We start from the raw sequence: 20,394 nt of genomic DNA on the forward strand, positions 1-20,394 counted from the left end.
GAGGCAATCCTTGTCCAGACCTGGCCGTATTGTCTGCGCGCTGCTGGCGTGCGCGTCGTTCTTCGCACAGGCAGCCGCTCCCGACGAACTGACAACCGCGTGGCCCGTCAATGTAGGACCGCTCAATCCCCATCTTTATACGCCCAATCAAATGTTTGCCCAGAGCATGGTCTACGAGCCGCTGGTGAAGTATCAGGCCGATGGTTCGGTCATACCCTGGCTTGCGAAAAGCTGGACCCACACGGCGGATGGCAAAACCTGGGTATTTACGCTTCGTGACGGTGTCACGTTTTCCAACGGCGAACCTTTTAACGCGCAGGCCGCCGCCGAGAACTTCCGCGCTGTGCTCGATAACCGCCAGCGCCACGCCTGGCTGGAGCTGGCCCGGCAGATCACGGATGTTAAAGCCCTGAGTGACTCTGAGCTGCAAATCACCCTGAAAAGCGCCTATTACCCGTTCTTACAGGAGCTCGCGCTGCCGCGTCCTTTCCGCTTTATCGCCCCGTCGCAGTTTAAAAATAATGAAACGATGAACGGCATTAACGCGCCAATCGGAACCGGGCCGTGGGTGTTGAAAGAGTCCAGGCTTAATCAGGTTGACGTGCTGGTGCGCAACGATCGCTACTGGGGTAAAAAGCCCGCCATCCGACAGATCACCGTGAAGGTGATCCCGGACCCCACGACCCGCGCCGTGGCGTTTGAAACAGGTGATATTGACCTGCTGTATGGTAACGAAGGGCTGCTGCCTCTCGATACCTTCGCCCGCTTCAGCCAAAGCCCACACTACCGCACCCAGCTTTCCCAGCCCGTTGAAACGGTCATGCTGGCGCTGAACTCCTCCAAAGCGCCGACGGACGATCTGGCGGTGCGCGAAGCGCTGAACTATGCGGTGAACAAAAAATCCCTGATCGATAACGCCCTGTACGGTACGCAAAAAGTGGCGGACACGCTGTTCGCACCGACAGTGCCTTATGCAAACATCGGCCTCAAGCCGCGCGAGTACGATCCAAAGCAGGCCACAACGCTGCTGGAACAGGCGGGCTGGAAGGCCGTGAGCGGAAAAGCCATCCGTGAGAAAAATGGTCAGCCGTTGCGGGTTGAGCTTGCCTATATCGGCACCGATGCCCTGAGCAAATCGATGGCGGAAATCATTCAGGCCGATATGCGTCAGGTGGGCGTCGATGTGGCGCTGGTGGGGGAAGAGGAGAGCAGTATCTACGCCCGGCAGCGCGACGGTCGATTCGGCATGATTTTCAACCGCACCTGGGGCGCGCCTTACGATCCGCATGCCTTTATGAGCTCGATGCGCGTGCCGTCCCACGCCGATTATCAGGCGCAGCGGGGGCTCGCAGATAAGCCCGTCATTGATAAAGAGATTGGCGAAGTGCTTTCCACCCGCGATGAACCTCAGCGTCAGGCGTTATACCGCGATATTTTGATCCGACTGCATAACGACGCGGTCTATCTGCCGATTAGCTATGTGTCGATGATGGTGGTGGCGAAGCCTGAACTTGGGGTAATCCCGTTTGCGCCCATTGCGTCCGACATTCCGTTTGAACTTATCCAGCCGGTGAAACCCTGATGTGGCGCTATATATTGCGGCGCATACTGCTGCTGATCCCGATGGTGTTCGCCGCCTCGGTGATTATCTTTCTGATGCTGAGACTCGGCACCGGCGATCCGGCGCTGGATTATCTGCGTCTGTCTAATTTGCCCCCCACGCCGGAGATGGTGGCCTCTACCCGCGTGATGCTTGGCCTGGATCAGCCGTTAATCGTGCAGTACGGCACCTGGCTGTGGCGGGCGTTGCACCTGGATTTTGGCATCTCTTTCGCCACCCAGCGCCCGGTGCTGGACGACGTTATGCATTTTCTGCCCGCAACGCTGCTGCTGGCCGGTGCGGCGCTGGTGCTGATCCTGCTCACCTCCGTGCCACTGGGTATTTGGGCCGCGCGCCATCGCGATCGGCTGCCGGATTTCATCGTCCGGGTGATCTCTTTCCTTGGCGTCTCCATGCCCAACTTCTGGCTGGCGTTTTTGCTGGTGATGTTCTTTTCGGTTTATCTCAAATGGCTCCCGGCGATGGGCTATGGCGACTGGCAGCATCTGATTCTGCCCGCCGTGTCGATTGCCTTTATGTCGCTGGCGATTAACGCCCGGCTGCTGCGCGCCAGCATGCTGGATGTTGCCGGGCAGCGGCACGTCACCTGGGCGCGTCTGCGCGGCCTGAGCCATAAACAGACCGAGCGCCGCCATATTTTGCGCAATGCCTCACTGCCGATGATCACGGCGGTGGGAATGCACATCGGCGAGCTGATCGGCGGGACGATGATCATCGAGAACATCTTCGCCTGGCCGGGCGTAGGGCGTTACGCCGTCTCGGCGATTTTTAACCGCGACTATCCGGTCATTCAGTGTTTTACGCTGATCATGGTGGTGGTTTTTGTCCTCTGCAATCTGGCGGTGGATGTGCTGAATGCAGCGCTTGACCCGCGCATTCGTCGTCATGAAGGAGCGCACGCATGAATTTTTACCGTTCTGCATGCTGGCCTGTCCGGCTGGCGATGATGATGATTGCATTGCTGGCGGCGATTGCCTTCACCAGCCAGTGGTGGCTGCCGTACGATCCGCAGGCGATTGATCTGCCGTCGCGGCTTCTGTCACCCGACAGCCAGCACTGGCTCGGCACCGACCATCTGGGGCGCGATATCTTTTCGCGACTGCTGGCGGCAACGCGCGTCTCTCTGGGGTCGGTGATGGCCTGTCTACTGCTGGTGCTGATTCTGGGAATGACCATCGGCGGGGCGGCCGGGCTGCTTGGCGGGCGCGTGGATCAGTTCACCATGCGCATCGCAGATATGTTCATGACCTTTCCGACCTCGATTTTGTCGTTCTTCCTCGTGGGTGTGCTGGGGACGGGGCTGACTAACGTCATCATCGCCATCGCGCTTTCCCACTGGGCCTGGTACGCGCGGATGGTGCGCAGCCTGGTGATCGCGCTGCGTCAGCGGGAGTTTGTCCTTGCGTCGCGGATGTCGGGGGCCGGGCATGTGCGTATTTTTGTCGACCATCTGACGGGGGCGGCGCTGCCGTCACTGCTGGTGCTGGCGACGCTTGATATCGGTCATATGATGCTGCACGTCGCGGGGATGTCATTTCTCGGACTGGGCGTGACGGCCCCGACGCCCGAGTGGGGCGTGATGATTAACGATGCACGTCAGTATATCTGGACGCAGCCGTTGCAGATGTTCTGGCCGGGGCTGGCGCTGTTTATCAGCGTGATGGCGTTTAATCTGGTGGGTGACGCCCTGCGCGATCACCTCGATCCTCATCTGGTCACGGAGCATGCCCACTGATGCCAAAGCAGATTGATTTGCAGAATATCGTGCTCGAGGCGGATCGCACGTTAGTCAACGGCGTCTCGCTGAAGCTCAAACGCGGGCGGGTGCTGGCGCTGGTGGGGGGCAGCGGCAGCGGGAAATCCCTGACCTGTGCCGCTGCGCTCGGCGTATTGCCTGCCGGTGTGCGTCAGACGGCAGGACGGATTCTGGCCGACGGCGAGACGGTGGCGCCAGCCTCCCTGCGGGGGATTAAGATCGCGACCATTATGCAAAACCCGCGCAGCGCCTTTAATCCGCTGCATACCATGGCTATCCACGCCAGGGAGACCTGTCAGGCGCTGGGTAAAAATTCCGATGACACCGCGCTTATCGCCGCATTAAAGGCCGTCGGGCTGGACGAGGCGGAACGCGTGCTGAAGCTCTATCCCTTCGAGATGAGCGGCGGCATGTTGCAACGGATGATGATCGCCATGGCCGTGCTGTGTGACGCGCCGTTTATCATCGCCGACGAGCCGACCACCGATCTCGATGCCGTGGCCCAGTCGCGCATTCTGGATCTGCTGGATGACATCATGCACACCCGCGCGCCCGGTATGCTGCTGGTGACGCACGATATGGGCGTCGTGGCGCGCCTCGCGGATGACGTGGCGGTGATGGACAACGGCGTCATTGTCGAGCAGGGCGACGTTGAGACGCTGTTTCGCGCGCCACAGCATCCGGTGACGCGCGGGCTGGTGTCGGCGCATCTGGCCCTGTATGGCATGGAGTTGACCCAATGACACTGCTTTCTGTTTCTGCGCTTTCACATCAATACGCTCGCTCAGAGTGGGTGCTGAACAACGTCGCCATGAGTCTGAAAACCGGTGAAACCGTGGCGCTACTGGGCCGCAGCGGCTGCGGGAAAAGTACGCTTGCGCGCCTGCTGGTAGGGCTGGAATCCCCGAGCCAGGGCGACGTCTTCTGGCAGGGGGCGCCGCTTTCGCAGCTCAACCGATCCCGGAAAAAAGCGTTTCGCCGCGAAATTCAGATGGTGTTTCAGGATGCCATCAGTGCGGTGAATCCGCGTAAAACGGTGAGTGAAATTCTGCGCGAACCGATGCGCCATCTTTTGTCCCTGTCTAAAGCAGAGCAGATGGCCCGCGCCCGTGAGTTGCTGCGGGCGGTCGAGCTGGATGACACGCTACTCACTCAGCGCCCGCCGCAGCTAAGCGGCGGCCAGCTTCAGCGCGTGTGCCTGGCGCGGGCACTGGCCGTTGAACCAAGGCTATTGATCCTTGATGAAGCCGTGTCGAATCTTGATCTGGTGCTGCAGGCGAACGTGATTCGCCTGCTCAAAAAACTCCAGCAGCAGTTCGGTACTGCCTGCCTGTTTATCACTCACGATTTACGCCTGGTCGAGCGCTTTTGCGACCGGGTGATGGTGATGGAGGCGGGGAACATCGTGGAGACGCAAACCGTCGGTGAGCGATTAACCTTTGCGTCTGCCGCCGGACAAACACTACAAAACGCGGTCCTTCCCGCATTTCCCGTGCGCCGTCGCGCCAGACTTTGAGGTTACATCAGATGCAACGTGTCACAATTACGCTTGATGATGATTTGCTGGAGATGCTGGACAGTCTTAGTCAGCGCCGTAGTTACAATAACCGTTCAGAGGCCATCCGTGATATTTTGCGCGGCACGCTGGCGCAGGAGACCACCCAGGAGCATGGCAGGCAGGGATTCGCGGTACTTTCTTACGTGTATGAGCACGAGAAACGCGATCTGGCGCGGCGTCTGGTCTCGACGCAGCACCATCACCACGATCTTTCTGTCGCTACGCTGCATGTCCATGTCAGCCACGAAGATTGTCTGGAGATCGCGGTGTTAAAAGGCGATATGGGAGACATTCAGCATTTCGCCGATGATGTGATTGCCCAGCGCGGCGTGCGGCATGGGCATTTACAGGCGTTACTTGATGAGAAGTAACGTCATCAGACCGTGACAGGAAGGGTGATGTGGTGATAGATCGGCCAGCTAAAGCTGAACTTTGCGCCGCCGAGATCGCTTTCGTCGCAGCTGACGCGCCCGCCCATCGCCTGAGCGATAGAGTGAACAATCGCCAGCCCCAGCCCGCAGCCGCCGGTGGCGCGGTCACGGCTTGGGTCCAGACGCACAAAGGGTTCAAAAACCCGTTCACGCTCGGCGGCGGCGATACCAGGGCCATCGTCTTCCACCGCTAAACTGGCTTCGCTGCCGTTCAGATGCAGGCTGATGCGAAGCTTGCTTTCGCTGTAGCGCAGGGCGTTATTCACCAGGTTATCCAGCACGCGCTCCATCAGACGCATATCCAGCGCGCCGTAATCACCGGGGCTGTTATCGAGCAGCAATGTGTGCTGCGGATTCACACTCTGCACATCGTCAATATGGCTGCGTATCCACGCCGACAGATCGGGTGAGCTGAGCTTAAGTTCATTCTGCGGGCGATCGAGACGGGCATAGGTGAGCAGCTCTTCGATCAACGCTTCCAGCTGACCAATATCGCGATTGAGCGCCAGGGATTCTGCTTCCGTCAGGTTTTCGCTCATCTCCAGGCGATAACGCAGACGCACCAGCGGCGTGCGCAGTTCGTGGGCGATACCGTCAATCAACGCTTTTTTACTGGCGATCAGCGCATTGATGTTATCGGCCATCTGGTTAAAGGCCACGCCCAGGCGCTCGAAGCTGGAGGTGCTGTCAAAGTGGATGCGCTCGGTAAAGTGACCGTCGCCAAAACGCTGGGCCGCTGCTTCCAGACGCAACATATCCTGCCAGTGGGGCCGCATCCAGATTAATACCGGAAAGGCCAGCGAGATGGCGATGAACGCCAGCAGCGCGATATCCAGCAGGCGCATCTGATGTAAAAAATAGAGATAAGGAACCGGGCCGACCGCCAGCACGTAATGGCTGCGCGGAATACGCTGAATAAAGGTGTACTGATCGTCTAATGCCACGATATCGCCATCGCGCAGGCGCTGCGTGGTCTGGGGGTCTAAATTGTAGTTCTTGAGCGGCTCGATGCGCATATTAAACGACAGATTCAGATCCATCTCTTTCAGCGTTCGCGCCCAGTCGTGCGGGGGGATTTCACGTAATTCGCTGCGCATCAGATAGAGCGAGCTTTTCATCAGGTCATCAAGCGACTGCCTGCCCGCGCGCTCGGCGGTGAATTTGTAAACCAGCCCGACCAGCATGGTCATCACCAGAAAACAGACAAACAGCAAAAGATAAAACTGCACAAACAGCTTTTTCATGAAATCACACCATTAACACAATGAGTTAGCTAACTGATTTTACCTTTGGGGCACCAGGCCGGCAGTGTTGTGTTCATCAATGCCCCAGGTAAGTGGCTATGAAAGCAGGGTTTGCCCCGGCTGACAACATGCAAACGCATGGCGTGGTCCAAATACGATGACGCGCAAAACTAGACCAGAATAGTCTATAATTTTTATAGAGTTACTTGAAACTGTCAGGGATGGGCCTCATATTTACCCTATGACACTGTAGATGGACAGAAGAGGTGAAATTATGACTGCTGATGATCTTAAAAGAAAAGCCGAGGAAGAGATTTCTGCACTTATCTCAAAGAAAATCATAGAGCTTCGGAAAAAAACCGGGAAAGAGGTGTCTGGCATAGATTTTACTGAGCGTGAAACAATGACCGGTCTGGAAGGTTACGAGGTAAAGATCAATCTTCTCTGATGACCACGCGACATGACTTTGCTATTCCTCGCTTTTTAGCATCATCACATCACAGATAACAGTTAAGCTGCTTGCTTTCGGCGGGTGGCTTTTTTTTATCAACGCCCTCCACGCGGGTGATTTTTGAAGGGGCCAGAACCCGCCTGGAGTGCCGCTTCGCATGGCTTATTGAGGTCACCGACCTATACTTAGTCTGCAGTGTATGGCTGCATACCCTACTGGAGTAAGCCGTGAAAAACTATTCTACGCAAGTCAACAAAGACACGCCGAAAAAACCGGATAATACGCCGAAAGACAACGATAAGAGCCCGCAGAAAAGCAAAAAGTAGTGACTCAGGCTGTGCCTGACACACCGTTCGTCGGAGGTTAATGTGACTGAACGTCTAGATTGGGTTGATCCTGTACCGGTAGATGACCCTCTGCCGGGTGATACTGACCCCGTTGACCCCATCATACCTGATGATGTTGATCCACCGCTCAGGTAGCTTGCTACTAACCGCCTACGGGCGGTTTTTTATTTCCGTTGTGTAGCGGGTGGTTGATAGTCGGTTACAGCGCCATCGCGCATAATCAGCCCATTCATATCATCAGAAAAGGATGTCAAACATGTCAGATAAACATTGGTCGAGGACGGAATATCTTCACCAGACGGTGACGAACCCCAATATTCACATCAAAGGCACGCACAGTTATTACAGCGACTGCTGGGACAAGGGTTTTGAGCGCTCGGTGGTGCGGTATCTGCTCGGCGATGAGGTAAGCAGAAACTGGGAACCGCTTGGCGAGCTGGACCAGCTCTTCATCGGTAACTTTGTCTGTATCGGTGCGGAGTGTGTGATTTTGATGGGCGGGAACAGCACCCATCGTCTGGACTGGCTCAGCCTTTATCCGTTTATGGAGTCCATCAAAGAGGCCTATCAGCCGCGTGGGGATACGGTGCTGCAGGATGGATGCTGGCTGGGAATGCGGGCCATGATCATGCCTGGCGTCACCATCGGCGAAGGGGCTGTGGTCGCGGCGGGAGCCGTTGTGACCAAGGACGTGCCGCCGTACGCCGTGGTCGGTGGCAATCCGGCAAAAATACTGAAATATCGACTACCGGAAGAGGATATTGCGCGGCTGCTGGCGCTGAATCTGTATCAGCTTCCGGAAGAGACGCTGATGGAACTGCAGCCGCTGTTGTCGTCCGGGGATATTTCAGCGCTCGAACGGAGCGTGTCGGGTTATCAGGTTTCCCAGGCATGCGGCGCAAACAAATAGCCTTTGTTACGCACGGTTTTGATGCGGTACGGCTCGGTGGCGTTATCCAGCAGCTTTTTACGCAGCCGCGAGATGGCGACGTCGACGCTGCGGTCCATACCGTCGTAACTGACGCCGCGCAGGTTTTTCAGCAGCGCATCGCGATCCATAATTTGCCCGGCATGAGTGGCCAGTTCCCATAGCAGGTCAAAATCGGCGGTCGACAGCGCGATATCTACCCCGGAAAGCAGCACCTGGCGGTTAACGGGATCGATCGACAGGGTGCCAAAGCGCATGGCTTTGTGGGGCGTGAGTGCGGCAGAGGCTGTCTGGTTTTCCGTCGCAACGCGCTGGCGCAGATGCAGGCGCAGACGGGCCAGCAGCACCGCAGGCGGCGTGGTTTTGAGAATATAATCGTTCGCGCCCATCTCAAGCGACAGAATATGGTTCATGTCGCTGTCGAGGGAGGTGAGCAGCACTATCGGGCCGTCCCATTGCGCGCGCAGATCGCGGCACACGGTCATCCCGTCTTTGCCGGGCAGCATGATGTCGAGCAGGACCAGGTCCGGTTTCTCGCGCAGCACCACCTCTTCAGCGCGGTCACCACGCGGCTCAACGATAACGTCCATATCGTGTTTTCCCAGATAGGCGGCAATCAGCTGGCCGACTTCGGGTTCGTCCTCAACAAAAACGATCTTATTCATACAACGTCTGTTTTCGTGAAAAAAGCCAACATACACCGCGTAACCTTAACCTTCCATTAATCTTTCTAAATTAACCTGAGTTCCGTTATTCTGACCGGTATTGTTAGTTGATTGTTAAGGGAAAAGAATGGCGCTCTTAATCAAAGCCGCGCTGGGTGCGCTGGTCGTGGTGCTGATTGGCATTTTAGCGAAGACGAAAAATTACTATATCGCCGGGCTGATTCCGTTATTCCCGACCTTTGCGCTCATTGCCCACTATATCGTGGCGTCAGAGCGTGGCATTGACGCGCTGCGCACCACCATCGTTTTTGGCATGTGGTCCATCATTCCCTATTTTATCTATCTTCTGTCGCTGTGGTATTTCACGGCCATGATGCGCTTACCCCTGGCGCTGGGCGGGGCGGTAGTATGCTGGAGCCTCAGCGCCTGGGTGTTGATCTTCTTCTGGAGCCGCTTTCACTAATTCAGCGGGCGGCCGCCATCTACGCCAAAAGAACGGCCTGTGACGTAGCGGCTGGTCAGCAGGTAGTCGATAAGATCGATCACCTCTTTCTCGCCCGGCGCGATTTTCATCAGTGATTTATTGAGCGCTTTTTGGCGGTATTCCGCGTCATCATGGTCGTTAAACATAATCAGCGACGGGGCGATAGCATTCACCTTGACCTCTGGCGCGAGCTTGCGGGCGAACGAGCGCGTCATGTTGTCGAGCGCCGCTTTACTCGCCGCATAGGCGATATGTTTGTCGCTTCCGCGCTCCACCACATAGTCGGTGAAATGAATAATATCGCTCGCGGCGTGACCGTGCCCGCACAGCAAATCCTGCAGGGCGTGGTTGAGCAAATAGGGGGCGTGGACGTGGATCTGCATCATCACCGCGAGAGTTTCGCTCAGCGAGGTTTCCGGGGTTTCCGCCAGCCAGGCGCTGGCGTTATGCACGATGGCGCGCAGACCGTCGGTGGTTGATTTTACCTTGTCGGCAAACGCCAGAATCCCGTCGTCGGTGGCAAAATCTGCCTGGATGCAGACAGCACCGGCTTTTCTCAATCCTTCAATAGCGTCGTATTCTGTTCGGTAACTGACGATCACCGGCTGATGCTGGCTAAGAAAATGGTGAGCAAGGGCGAGGCCGATGCGTCGGCCAGCGCCAGTAATCAGAATCGGGCGTTGCGGTGCATTTCCCATCGTATTTTCCTTAAGCGTTCAACGATGGGAAAAGTCGCGCTTATCCCATCAACATCCACGTTGCCGGTACGGCAGCAACCAGTAACATGCCAATCAACGCCATTTCACGACGCTTGAGCGCGTGACCTAACTGATGCGTGCGGCGAGCGTAGATAAACACCAGCAGACCCGGCGCATACAGCACCACAGAGAGCAGCAGATGCATAGGGCCTGAGGCATAGAGTAACCATAATCCGTAGAGACAAGCGCCAACACCGACCATGTAATGTGCCGGGCGGCTGGCTATTTTTAACAGATAAGCCCCGACTAAGAAATAGGGTACCAGAATCATCTCGGAGGCAATGGTCAGCAGGGTGTTATAGTCAGAACCTGTGAGCCAGATCAGCACCAGACAGACCTGCACGCTGATGTTGGTCAGCCACAGGGACGCCGAGGGTGCGCTGTTTTTGTTCTGACGCGCAAACAGGCGCGGGAAAGCCTTATGCGTCGCGGCCAGGAAGGGCACTTCTGCCGCCATAATGGTCCAGCTCAGGTAAGCGCCGCAGACCGAAACAATCAGCCCAGCCGCAATCACTACGTCGCCCCAGGATCCCATCATTCTGACCATCAGACCCGCCATCGACGGGTTACGCATCTCAGCCAGCTCAGGGCGCGCCACCACGCCGATGGAGAGCAGCGTCACCAGCAGATAGACGCTCAGCGCAGCCAGTACCGCCAGCAGCGTGGCACGGCCTACGTCGCGCTTATTACGGGCGCGCGCCGAGACCACCACTGCGCCTTCAACGCCGATAAACACCCACAGGGTGATAAGCATGGTGTTTTTCACCTGCTCCCAGACCGGTACGCCAAGCGCGACACCGCTGAAATCGAGGCTGAAAACATCAAGACGAAACGCGATAAACGCCAGCACGATAAACAGGCCCAGCGGAACCAGCTTAGCCAGCGTCGCCACCAGGTTAATGCTCGCGGCCGTCTGCACGCCGCGCAGCACCAGCCAGTGAACTAACCACAGCAGCACCGACGCCCCGACGATCGATTGCCAGGTATTGCCGTCGCCAAAGAAGCGCAGTTCAGGCGTATCGGTAAAGAAACTGAGGGCCGAGAAGACGATCACCAGATAGGAGACGTTGGCGATCACCGCGCAGAGCCAGTAGCCCCAGGCCGAGCAGAAGCCGATCAGCTCGCCGAACCCTTCGCGGGCGTAGGTGAATATTCCGCCGTCCAGATCCGGGCGGATGCGCGTGAGCAATAACATGGCAAAGGCCAGCAGCAAGATCCCGACGCCGGTGATCCCCCAGCCGATGAGCAACGCCGCGGGGCTGGCGACTTCCGCCATATTCTGCGGCAAACTGAATACGCCTGCACCGAGCATGGAGCTTAAAACGAGCGCAGTTAAAGCGCTCAGGCCAAGTTTCTTTTCCATTGGCTTCCTGTTATGAAAGGTCCAAATCCAGAATAATTATTTCGCACAAGCGCATAAAAATGGTGGATCACACTAAGGCGCGGGATTTTACGGAGTGTCTTGCAGGCATGCAATGATGTGAGGCAGAAATTAGAGAAAAGTTACAAAAAAGGCGGCATTGCGCCGCCTTTTCACACCTGATGATTTACTTGTACAGGTCTGCGCTGATGGTCACGTTGTTACCACGTTCCTGCCACTGGCGGGTGATGTGGTAGTACTTCGCACCTTTCTTCGCTGCACGCTTCGCCACCTGGTAGGAGACTTCGGTCATGTTGCCGTAGTTACCGGTGAATTTGACGCTGTCGAAAGGCACCATCTGCGCGGCAGTGGCCTTGTTCAGCTCTTCAATTTTAGTGCCGTCCGGTAGGGTGACAGTGTAACGGCCGCCCTTAGTGGTCTGAGTTTCAAAGAAACGACCGACGTCAGCACTTGGAGTCGCGGTGGTTGCCACGCCCGGGATTTCCACTTTCTTCGCTTCTTCGCCGCCTTTCGCCAGCGCTGCGCGACCGGCTTCAGAATCCGCCGGGATCACATCCGGGCTTTGCAGAACGCGTTTTTTGGCATCGGCTTTGTACAGGAAAGCGGTAATACGCTGGTTGCCGCCCTGGTTAGCGTCAATCTGGCGCACGATATAGAAAGAGGCAGCCCCTTTCGCTTTCGCGGCTTTGGTGATGGCATCGTTCACTTCAGGCTGGCTGCGGTAAAAGCCCTGGACGGTCACGGTGTCATACGGCTCAAGCGCAATCGCCTGATCCTTTGGCAACTCCATCACGCCATTAATGACGCGGTTTTTCGGCGCATCCGCTTTTTTCGCATCTTGCTTGTAGAGATCGACCACGACGCGCAGGTTGCCGCCGCTACCGTAATCAGATGTATCAACGACATAAAAAGAGGCGGCACCCTCTTTATCAGCGCGAAGTGACGCTGCTCGCACTGCATCGCTAATGGCGTTAAAACGACCGGTAACCGTCACACGATCGTAAGGTTTCAACGCTGCCGCTTGCTCCGGCGTTAACTCTGTCGCGGCGTTAGCGGACAGGGCGATCGCAGAAAGGAGTGCGGACGCCAGGAGAGTGTTCTTAAGCTTCATAAAAATAATCCTTCGCCTTGCGCAAACCAGGTACTGGTGTTGTTGTTAATTTGAATTCGTCGCCGATTATGGCATTTAAAACCCGTCGCTGTCTGCGCGATTTTTCACTCCCTGTGCTCACGACAGGATCAAATTCGATAACATTTACTGATATGTCGAGTAAACAAGCGTTTGAGCAGTAAAACTGATTAAGCATATGACTTTTACAAGTTAATTTAATGTTAATGGGTTGTTCTAATACGGCGCTATATCATGTTTTACCGCTTCGCTTGAGCTATTTATCGGCCCTGGCGATGAAAATAAGGTAAATATCGCTGTCAGAGACCGCGATCACTTATTTTTCACAGATAAAGTCAGAAATAGTGTTTTCTTGCTGTAGATCACAAGCGGTATTTTCAGTAGGTTATAGAAAGTTTGTTACTGTTTTATTTTCCGTGGTTATTTACCCGTCAGGGCTATCCCTGGCGACGCTTATGCAAATCGCGGTCATTTATCGACAAACCATCATCAAGAACCGATGGAAGGGAAAACTATGCGTATTGGGGTACCAAAAGAACGGTTAGCCAATGAAACCCGCGTTGCTGCGACGCCGAAAACGGTCGAGCAGCTGCTTAAACTGGGTTTTACCGTCGCGGTTGAAAGCGGCGCGGGCAAACTGGCGAGCTTCGATGACGAGGCATTTATTCAGGCGGGCGCTGAGGTGGTGAGCGGGTCTGAGATCTGGCAGGCACCGGTAATCCTGAAGGTGAATGCGCCAACCGAGAGCGAAATCGCCCTGTTAAATCCGGGCACCACGCTTGTGAGCTTCGTCTGGCCTGCGCAAAATCCGGAGCTGATGGAGAAACTGGCCGCGCGTGGCGTCACCGTCATGGCGATGGATTCCGTGCCGCGTATCTCCCGCGCACAGTCGCTGGATGCGTTGAGTTCCATGGCGAACATCGCCGGCTACCGTGCCATCGTTGAGGCTGCCCATGAATTTGGTCGCTTCTTTACTGGTCAAATCACGGCGGCAGGGAAAGTCCCACCGGCAAAAGTGATGGTGATTGGTGCGGGTGTCGCGGGTCTTGCGGCGATCGGTGCGGCGAACAGTCTCGGTGCGATCGTGCGTGCGTTTGATACGCGCCCTGAGGTGAAAGAGCAGGTGCAGAGTATGGGCGCCGAGTTCCTTGAGCTGGACTTCAAGGAAGAGGCGGGCAGCGGAGATGGCTACGCTAAGGTGATGTCCGAAGCGTTCATCAAAGCGGAAATGGAACTCTTCGCGGCGCAGGCGAAAGAGGTCGATATCATCGTCACCACGGCGCTGATCCCTGGCAAACCCGCGCCGAAGCTGATCACCCGTGAAATGGTCGATTCCATGAAAGCCGGGAGCGTGATTGTCGACCTGGCCTCGCAGAACGGCGGCAACTGTGAATACACCGTACCGAACGAAGTGATGACCACCGCCAACGGCGTGAAAATCATCGGTTACACCGATCTGCCAGGCCGCCTGCCAACGCAGTCTTCCCAGCTGTACGGCACGAACCTTGTGAACTTGCTGAAGCTGCTGTGTAAAGAGAAAGACGGCAACGTGGTTGTTGATTTTGACGATGTGGTAGTGCGCGGCGTGACGGTGATTCGTGACGGCGAAATCACCTGGCCGGCTCCGCCAATTCAGGTTTCCGCGCAGCCTCAGGCGGCGCAGAAAGCGGCACCTGCACCCAAAGAGCCGCCGAAACCGGTCTCTCCATGGCGTAAATACGCGCTGATGGCGCTGGTGATTATTCTGTTCGGCTGGCTCGCTGACGTGGCACCGAAAGAGTTCCTCGGCCACTTCACCGTGTTCGCGCTCTCCTGCGTTGTCGGTTACTACGTGGTGTGGAACGTCTCTCACGCACTGCACACGCCTTTAATGTCGGTAACGAACGCCATTTCAGGGATCATCGTGGTGGGGGCGTTACTGCAGATTGGTCACGGCGGCTGGATCAGCTTCCTGAGCTTTATCGCGGTGCTTATCGCCAGTATCAATATTTTCGGTGGTTTCACCGTGACTCAGCGCATGCTGAAAATGTTTCGTAAAGGCTAAGGGGTAGCATATGTCTGGAGGATTAGTAACAGCTGCATACATTGTTGCCGCAATCCTGTTTATTTGCAGTCTGGCGGGGCTTTCCAAGCACGAAACGTCGCAGCGCGGGAACCACTTCGGTATCGCGGGGATGGCGATTGCGCTGATTGCCACCATCTTCGGGCCGGATACCGGCAACGTCGCGTGGATCCTGGTGGCGATGATTATCGGTGGGGCGATTGGTATTCGCCTGGCGAAACGCGTCGAAATGACCGAAATGCCAGAGCTGGTGGCGATTCTGCACAGCTTTGTCGGTCTGGCGGCGGTGCTGGTCGGCTTTAACAGCTATCTGTACCACGAACCGGGCATGGAACCGATTCTGGTCAATATCCATCTGACCGAAGTGTTCCTCGGGATCTTCATCGGTGCGGTGACCTTTACCGGCTCAATCGTGGCCTTTGGCAAACTGCGCGGCAAAATCTCGTCTAAGCCACTGATGCTGCCAAACCGTCACAAAATGAACCTCGCGGCGCTGGTGGTCTCTTTCCTGCTGCTGGTGGTGTTCGTGCGTACCGAAAGTACCGGCATGCAGGTGCTCGCGCTGCTGGTGATGACTGTTATCGCGCTTGCGTTTGGCTGGCATCTGGTGGCCTCTATCGGCGGGGCGGATATGCCTGTCGTGGTGTCGATGCTGAACTCCTACTCCGGTTGGGCAGCGGCGGCAGCGGGCTTTATGCTCAGCAACGACCTGCTGATCGTTACCGGCGCACTGGTGGGCTCGTCGGGTGCGATTCTGTCTTACATTATGTGTAAGGCGATGAACCGTTCGTTCTTCAGCGTCATTGCCGGTGGTTTTGGTACGGACGGCGCGTCATCCAGCGGTGACGAAGAAGTGGGTGAGCACCGTGAAATCACGGCGGAAGACACCGCGGATATGCTGAAAAACTCCCATTCAGTGATCATCACCCCAGGCTACGGCATGGCGGTAGCGCAGGCGCAGTATCCGGTGGCAGAAATCACCGAGAAGCTGCGTGCGCGTGGGATCAAAGTGCGTTTCGGTATTCACCCGGTGGCAGGGCGCTTGCCTGGTCACATGAACGTGCTGCTGGCGGAAGCCAAGGTGCCTTATGACGTGGTGCTGGAAATGGACGAGATCAACGATGATTTCGCCGACACCGACACGGTACTGGTGATTGGCGCCAACGATACGGTGAACCCGGCGGCGCAGGATGATCCAGGTAGCCCAATCGCCGGTATGCCGGTTCTGGAAGTGTGGAAGGCGCAGAACGTAATCGTCTTCAAACGCTCGATGAACACCGGTTACGCTGGCGTACAAAACCCGCTGTTCTTCAAAGAGAACACCCACATGCTGTTTGGCGATGCGAAAGCCAGCGTGGATGCGATTCTGAAAGCGCTGTAGTCGCGCTATTGCCCGGCGGCGCTTGCTGCCGGGCCTTTGACGAACCTCAGTGCCGGACAAACCGGCATAAAAAAGCCGCCATCGTTGGCGGCTTTTTCTGTCTAACACTACTCAATCGTCTTCTTCGTCATCCAGTTCCACCGGGGTTTGATACTGATCCGGTTTGATGACCAACAGATCGCAGCGCAGATGGTCGATCACCTGTTCCGCCGTATTACCGAGGAACGCTGCGGAAATACCGGTGCGCCCAACCGTGCCGAGCACCACAATCCCCGCCTGCAAATGCTCCGACAGATCCGGGATCACCTCTTCAGGCAGCCCTTTTTCTACGTGCGTCATTTTCTCATCGATACTGAATTTCTGGCGCAGGGATTTCATGGCCAGCAGGTGCTGACCGCGAATAGCGTCGTTATAGACGCTCGGATCAAATTCAGGCAGTTCGATGGCGATATTGATAGGGGTAACCGGATACGCACCGACCAGATGGACTTCCGTATGGTTAACCTGTTCGGCAAGCTGGATTGTCTCTTTAACCAGTTTTTCGTTCAGCGCGTTGTGATAATTCTCTTCGCTGGCGAGGTTTACGGCCACCAGCGCCTTACCGCCTTCTGGCCACGGCTGGTCTTTCACCATCCACACCGGGCAAGGGCATTTACGCAGCAAGTGCCAGTCGGTTGGGGTAAAAATCACTGCTTCCAGCTTGTCGTGCTGGTGCGCCATTTTCAGCAGCAGGTCGTGTTTTTCGCTGATCACTTCCTGGATAATGGCTTCGAAAGGACGGTTATGCCACACGACTTTGATGTCGATGGGGATCCCTGCATCAATGTAATATTTAGCCTGCTCGCGGATCCACGCGGTCCGCTGGCTGATCACTCCCTGACGCATAGCAGTGCGCTCGTCAGGCGACAGAAGGGTGGTCATCTCATATGAGAAGTCATAGATCGGCAAAAACGCTTTGATTTTGCCGCCAATCCGTTGATGTAAATAGACAGCTCGCCGTAACGCCGGTTGATCGTCCTGATTAGGATCGATGGCCACCAGCATGTTTTGATACTTTGCCATACAGGTCTCCTTACTACTGTCACCACAGTCTGTAATTAAAAGAGTAACCTATATATGTTGAATGAAACAGGGGATAAGGTTTTGCCAGATCAATAAATCACGAAAATTTATCGATCCGGCTGAAGAGAAGCGAGGCTTAAGCGACGTTGCGGGAGTGACCGGCGAGAACCGCCAGCGCTTCACCGTTTTCGATGGTGATATATTTGCCTTTCACCGCCAGCATGCCACTTTTCTGGAAACGACCCAGCAGGCGGCTGATGGTTTCAACGGTCAGGCCCAGGTAGTTACCGATGTCGCCACGGGTCATGGTGAGGCGGAATTCACGCGGGGAGAAACCACGTTCAGCAAAGCGACGCGACAGGTTATAGATAAAGGCTGCCAGACGCTCTTCCGCATTCTTTTTGGAAAGCAGCAGGATCATGTCCTGATCGCCTTTGATCTCACCGCTCATCAGACGCATCATCTGCTGACGCAGGTTAGGCATTTTGCCTGACAGATCGTCCAGCGTTTCAAACGGGATTTCGCAAACCATGGAGGTTTCCAGCGCCTGAGCGAAGCTCGGGTGATGGCCGGTGCCGATAGCGTCAAAGCCCACTAAATCGCCCGCCAGATGGAAGCCAGTGATCTGCTCATCACCTTGCTCGGTGATGGTGTAGCTCTTAATGGTGCCAGAGCGGATCGCATAGAGCGATTTCAGTTCGTCTCCCGCTTTAAACAGCGTTTGCCCTTTCTGAATAGGCTTTTTGCGCTCGATGATATTATCAAGCTGATCGAGTTCATGCTCATTCAGGGTAAACGGGATACAGAGCTGGCTAATGCTGCAATCCTGGCAATGGATAGCACAACCGCCAGACTGAATGCGTCGTATAATTCGCTTTTCCGGGATCATAGGTCTGCTCAAGCCTTAATTGATATTGGTCAATTTTAACATCTTTTTGGAGTGTGCGTAAGCCTGGGAAACCATCAATAGCGGCAAGTGGCGACATTGTGTCGCCATCTTCTTGAAATTCCACAGCTTGATTGTGGAATAATGACCTAAATCATAGAAAATTAAGCACTAAAAGCCTGGATTTCTACAACAGCAAATAGCCTTCGTGGCGTAATAACCACTCTTTCCGCTGCACACCACCCGCATAGCCGGTCATGGTGCCGTTACGGCCAATCACGCGATGGCAGGGCACCACAATGCTGACCGGGTTTGAGCCGTTGGCGGCACCAACGGCACGCGCGGCACCCGCGCGGCCTAACTGCTCGGCGAGCTGACCGTAATGCATAATTTGCCCGCAGGGAATGGTGCGCAACACCTGCCACACTTCGCGCTGGAAAGGCGTGCCTGCCGTGGCGGTCGGTAAGGTTTCAATGATGCCGAGATCGCCCTCGAAGTAGTCCGCCATTTTCGCGCTCAACCCGCCGGGGTTCGTCGCGCTGATGCGCTCATATCCGTCGCGATAGTGGATATTCAGCAGTTCCACCATTCGGTCGCTGTGCTCTTCCCACTCCACCGCGCGCAGGTTGAACTGCTCATCGGCAATGATCCACAGCGGGCCAAGCGGCGTGGCAATCTTATCTTCGAGTAATCTCAGCATCCTTTGTCCCTTAATTAAGCCGTGGGTAAATCCCCGGTCCAATTGGCAGCCCCACAAGATACCATGCGATTAACATCACCAGCCATACCCCTAAAAAGATAAGCGGATACGGCAACACCAGCGAATAGTAGGTACCCAGTTTCGCCTCGGGCTTATAGCGTTGCAGGAAGCCCAAGAACAGTGGCACAAACGGCGACACCGGTGCGAGAGGGATCACCGAGGAATCGGCCACGCGGAACAGGATCTGCGCGAATGCCGGGTGAAAGCCGAGCAGCATAAACATCGGCACAAAGATCGGCGCCAGAATCGACCAGATGGCGGACCCGCTGGCGATAAACATACACAGCAGGGATGACAGCAGCGCCAGCCCGACAAACGCCGGTACGCCGCTCAGACCGGCGGACTCCAGGGCATCGGTCAGGCCAACGGCCATAAACTTGCCCATGTTGCTCCAGTTAAACATCGCCACAAACTGCGCCAGCGGGAACACCATCACGATAAAACCCGCCATCTCTTTCATCGGCTCGATCATCAGATGGGGCAGATCGCCCTGGCGGCGAATTTTGCCGGTGGCAATGCCGTAGGCGAGAGAAACGATAAAGAAGAACAGGATAATCAGCGGCACAATGCCCTGAATAAACGGCGACGGCAGGACCGTGTGTTTTACCGGATCGCGCAGGACACCGTTTTCAGGCACCACCATCAGCGCAATCGCCGCAATAAACAGCAGCGAGACGACGCCTGCGACGCGCAGGCCATGGCGCTGTTCCTTGCTCAGTGCCTCCAGTTTTTCATCACGGCTGCCTTCCCATGTACCCAGACGCGGCTCGACGATCTTATCGGTGATCAGGCCGCCCACAATCGTCAGCACAATCACTGAGCTTGCCATAAAGTACCAGTTGTCGATCACGCTAACGTGCATGGCGGTATCAATGGTTTTTGCCGCTTCGGTGCTGATCCCCGAGAGCAGCACATCGGTGGTGACGATCAGCAGATTGGCGGTAAAGCCGCACCCGACGCCCGCGATGGCCGCGAGCAAACCCGCCACCGGATGACGGCCCACGGCGAGGAAAATCAGTGCACCCATCGGCGGCATAATCACCAGCGCCGCGTCAGAGGAGATGTGGCTGAAAAAGGCGATAAACAGCACCATATAGCTGGCGTAACGTGCGTTCACCACCGACGCCATTTTGACCATCAGCGCCGGTAACAACCCCACACGTTCAGCCAGACCCGCGCCCAGCACCAGCGCCAGAATCGCCCCCAGCGGCGCAAAACCGCTGAAGTTTTTAATCACATTCGGCAAAAACCAGTGCAGCCCTTCGACGCTGAGCAGGTTTTTCACCGCCACCATGCTGCCATCCGCCGGGCTGCGCACGCTAACGTCAAAAGCCGACAGCACGGCGGTGGCGATCATCAGAATCACAATCAAATAGATAAAAAGCAGGAAAGGGTGCGGCACTTTATTGCCGATCCTTTCAACCCAGCCATAGACCTTACCGGATGGGGAATGCGAAGGTATGGAAGACATACTCATGGGCGTTCCTCGG

20 protein-coding genes are annotated in these 20,394 nt (G+C 56.0%); 11 read left to right on the plus strand and 9 right to left on the minus strand.

Annotated elements, in window-relative coordinates:
• Positions 1–10 precede the first annotated feature (10 nt).
• The 6 genes from nikA to nikR are packed head-to-tail and all read left to right on the plus strand — an operon-like array spanning position 11 to position 5,306.
• Entirely contained in the window at positions 11–1,582 is a 1,572-nt protein-coding gene (nikA, locus tag ACB496_RS09455) for a nickel ABC transporter substrate-binding protein (protein ID WP_371975034.1), read from the plus strand.
• Positions 1,582–2,526 carry a nickel ABC transporter permease subunit NikB gene (nikB, locus tag ACB496_RS09460; protein ID WP_123428917.1) on the plus strand — a complete coding sequence of 315 codons (945 nt, stop codon included), beginning with the start codon at positions 1,582–1,584 and terminating at the stop codon, positions 2,524–2,526. The genes nikA and nikB overlap by 1 nt, the downstream gene beginning before the upstream one ends.
• The gene (nikC, locus tag ACB496_RS09465) at positions 2,523–3,356 is read left to right on the plus strand and encodes a nickel ABC transporter permease subunit NikC (RefSeq protein ID WP_371975035.1); all 834 of its coding nucleotides are present in this window, start codon (positions 2,523–2,525) and stop codon (positions 3,354–3,356) included. The genes nikB and nikC overlap by 4 nt, the downstream gene beginning before the upstream one ends.
• The gene (gene nikD / locus ACB496_RS09470) at positions 3,356–4,120 is read left to right on the plus strand and encodes a nickel import ATP-binding protein NikD (RefSeq protein ID WP_371975036.1); all 765 of its coding nucleotides are present in this window, start codon (positions 3,356–3,358) and stop codon (positions 4,118–4,120) included. The genes nikC and nikD overlap by 1 nt, the downstream gene beginning before the upstream one ends.
• Positions 4,117–4,893: a nickel import ATP-binding protein NikE gene (gene nikE / locus ACB496_RS09475; protein ID WP_371975037.1), complete on the plus strand. Its 777-nt coding sequence runs from the start codon at positions 4,117–4,119 to the stop codon at positions 4,891–4,893. Before nikD ends, nikE begins: the two co-directional genes overlap by 4 nt.
• Before the next feature lie 11 nt (positions 4,894–4,904).
• A complete protein-coding gene (gene nikR / locus ACB496_RS09480; protein WP_371975038.1) occupies positions 4,905–5,306 on the plus strand; it encodes a nickel-responsive transcriptional regulator NikR in 402 nt (133 codons plus the stop codon).
• Positions 5,307–5,311: 5 nt separating this feature from the next.
• Here nikR and rstB read toward each other — a convergent pair whose 3' ends face one another.
• Positions 5,312–6,610 (minus strand): two-component system sensor histidine kinase RstB, encoded by a 1,299-nt coding sequence (gene rstB, locus ACB496_RS09485; RefSeq protein ID WP_371975039.1) that lies wholly within the window; start codon positions 6,608–6,610, stop codon positions 5,312–5,314.
• A gap of 274 nt (positions 6,611–6,884) precedes the next feature.
• Here rstB and ACB496_RS09490 point away from each other — a divergent pair, with 274 nt between their 5' ends.
• Positions 6,885–7,058, plus strand: a complete 174-nt coding sequence (locus ACB496_RS09490; RefSeq protein ID WP_100780891.1) for a GnsA/GnsB family addiction module toxin — start codon at positions 6,885–6,887, stop codon at positions 7,056–7,058.
• Positions 7,059–7,664: 606 nt separating this feature from the next.
• Positions 7,665–8,318 (plus strand): CatB-related O-acetyltransferase, encoded by a 654-nt coding sequence (locus ACB496_RS09495; protein WP_371975040.1) that lies wholly within the window; start codon positions 7,665–7,667, stop codon positions 8,316–8,318.
• Here the strand turns inward: ACB496_RS09495 and rstA are convergent.
• Complete coding sequence (gene rstA / locus ACB496_RS09500) at positions 8,285–9,001, minus strand: two-component system response regulator RstA (RefSeq protein ID WP_100780354.1); 717 nt, start codon at positions 8,999–9,001, stop codon at positions 8,285–8,287. The two genes, ACB496_RS09495 and rstA, sit on opposite strands and share 34 nt — an antisense overlap.
• A 127-nt stretch (positions 9,002–9,128) precedes the next feature.
• Between rstA and ACB496_RS09505 the strand changes: the two genes are divergently transcribed.
• Positions 9,129–9,464, plus strand: a complete 336-nt coding sequence (locus ACB496_RS09505) for a GlpM family protein (protein ID WP_102103591.1) — start codon at positions 9,129–9,131, stop codon at positions 9,462–9,464.
• On the opposite strand, the gene folM is transcribed toward ACB496_RS09505, so the two are convergent.
• The 3 genes from folM to ydgH form a co-directional block, all read right to left on the minus strand.
• Positions 9,461–10,183 (minus strand): dihydromonapterin reductase, encoded by a 723-nt coding sequence (gene folM, locus ACB496_RS09510; RefSeq protein WP_371975041.1) that lies wholly within the window; start codon positions 10,181–10,183, stop codon positions 9,461–9,463. The genes ACB496_RS09505 and folM overlap by 4 nt on opposite strands.
• A gap of 40 nt (positions 10,184–10,223) precedes the next feature.
• Positions 10,224–11,606: an amino acid permease gene (locus ACB496_RS09515; protein WP_100780351.1), complete on the minus strand. Its 1,383-nt coding sequence runs from the start codon at positions 11,604–11,606 to the stop codon at positions 10,224–10,226.
• A gap of 184 nt (positions 11,607–11,790) precedes the next feature.
• The gene (gene ydgH / locus ACB496_RS09520) at positions 11,791–12,735 is read right to left on the minus strand and encodes a DUF1471 family protein YdgH (RefSeq protein ID WP_100780349.1); all 945 of its coding nucleotides are present in this window, start codon (positions 12,733–12,735) and stop codon (positions 11,791–11,793) included.
• 532 nt (positions 12,736–13,267) lie between these two features.
• Between ydgH and pntA the strand changes: the two genes are divergently transcribed.
• On the plus strand, positions 13,268–14,797 hold the full coding sequence (pntA, locus tag ACB496_RS09525) for a Re/Si-specific NAD(P)(+) transhydrogenase subunit alpha (RefSeq protein ID WP_107703673.1): 1,530 nt from the start codon (positions 13,268–13,270) through the stop codon (positions 14,795–14,797).
• 10 nt (positions 14,798–14,807) lie between these two features.
• Positions 14,808–16,196, plus strand: coding sequence for a Re/Si-specific NAD(P)(+) transhydrogenase subunit beta (gene pntB, locus ACB496_RS09530; protein ID WP_100780347.1), 1,389 nt, complete (start codon positions 14,808–14,810; stop codon positions 16,194–16,196).
• A gap of 111 nt (positions 16,197–16,307) precedes the next feature.
• Here the strand turns inward: pntB and uspE are convergent, their stop codons facing one another.
• From uspE to abgT, 4 genes are all read right to left on the minus strand, one after another.
• The gene (gene uspE, locus ACB496_RS09535; protein WP_100780346.1) at positions 16,308–17,258 is read right to left on the minus strand and encodes a universal stress protein UspE; all 951 of its coding nucleotides are present in this window, start codon (positions 17,256–17,258) and stop codon (positions 16,308–16,310) included.
• 136 nt (positions 17,259–17,394) lie between these two features.
• Positions 17,395–18,147 carry a fumarate/nitrate reduction transcriptional regulator Fnr gene (gene fnr / locus ACB496_RS09540; RefSeq protein ID WP_014070017.1) on the minus strand — a complete coding sequence of 251 codons (753 nt, stop codon included), beginning with the start codon at positions 18,145–18,147 and terminating at the stop codon, positions 17,395–17,397.
• A gap of 184 nt (positions 18,148–18,331) precedes the next feature.
• A complete protein-coding gene (gene ogt / locus ACB496_RS09545) occupies positions 18,332–18,844 on the minus strand; it encodes a methylated-DNA--[protein]-cysteine S-methyltransferase (protein ID WP_371975042.1) in 513 nt (170 codons plus the stop codon).
• Positions 18,845–18,854: 10 nt separating this feature from the next.
• The gene (gene abgT, locus ACB496_RS09550) at positions 18,855–20,381 is read right to left on the minus strand and encodes a p-aminobenzoyl-glutamate transporter (protein ID WP_248860129.1); all 1,527 of its coding nucleotides are present in this window, start codon (positions 20,379–20,381) and stop codon (positions 18,855–18,857) included.
• Positions 20,382–20,394 lie beyond the last annotated feature (13 nt).

The sequence above is a fragment of the Lelliottia nimipressuralis genome, from assembly GCF_041464075.1.
Taxonomy (GTDB): Bacteria; Pseudomonadota; Gammaproteobacteria; order Enterobacterales; family Enterobacteriaceae; genus Enterobacter; species Enterobacter nimipressuralis.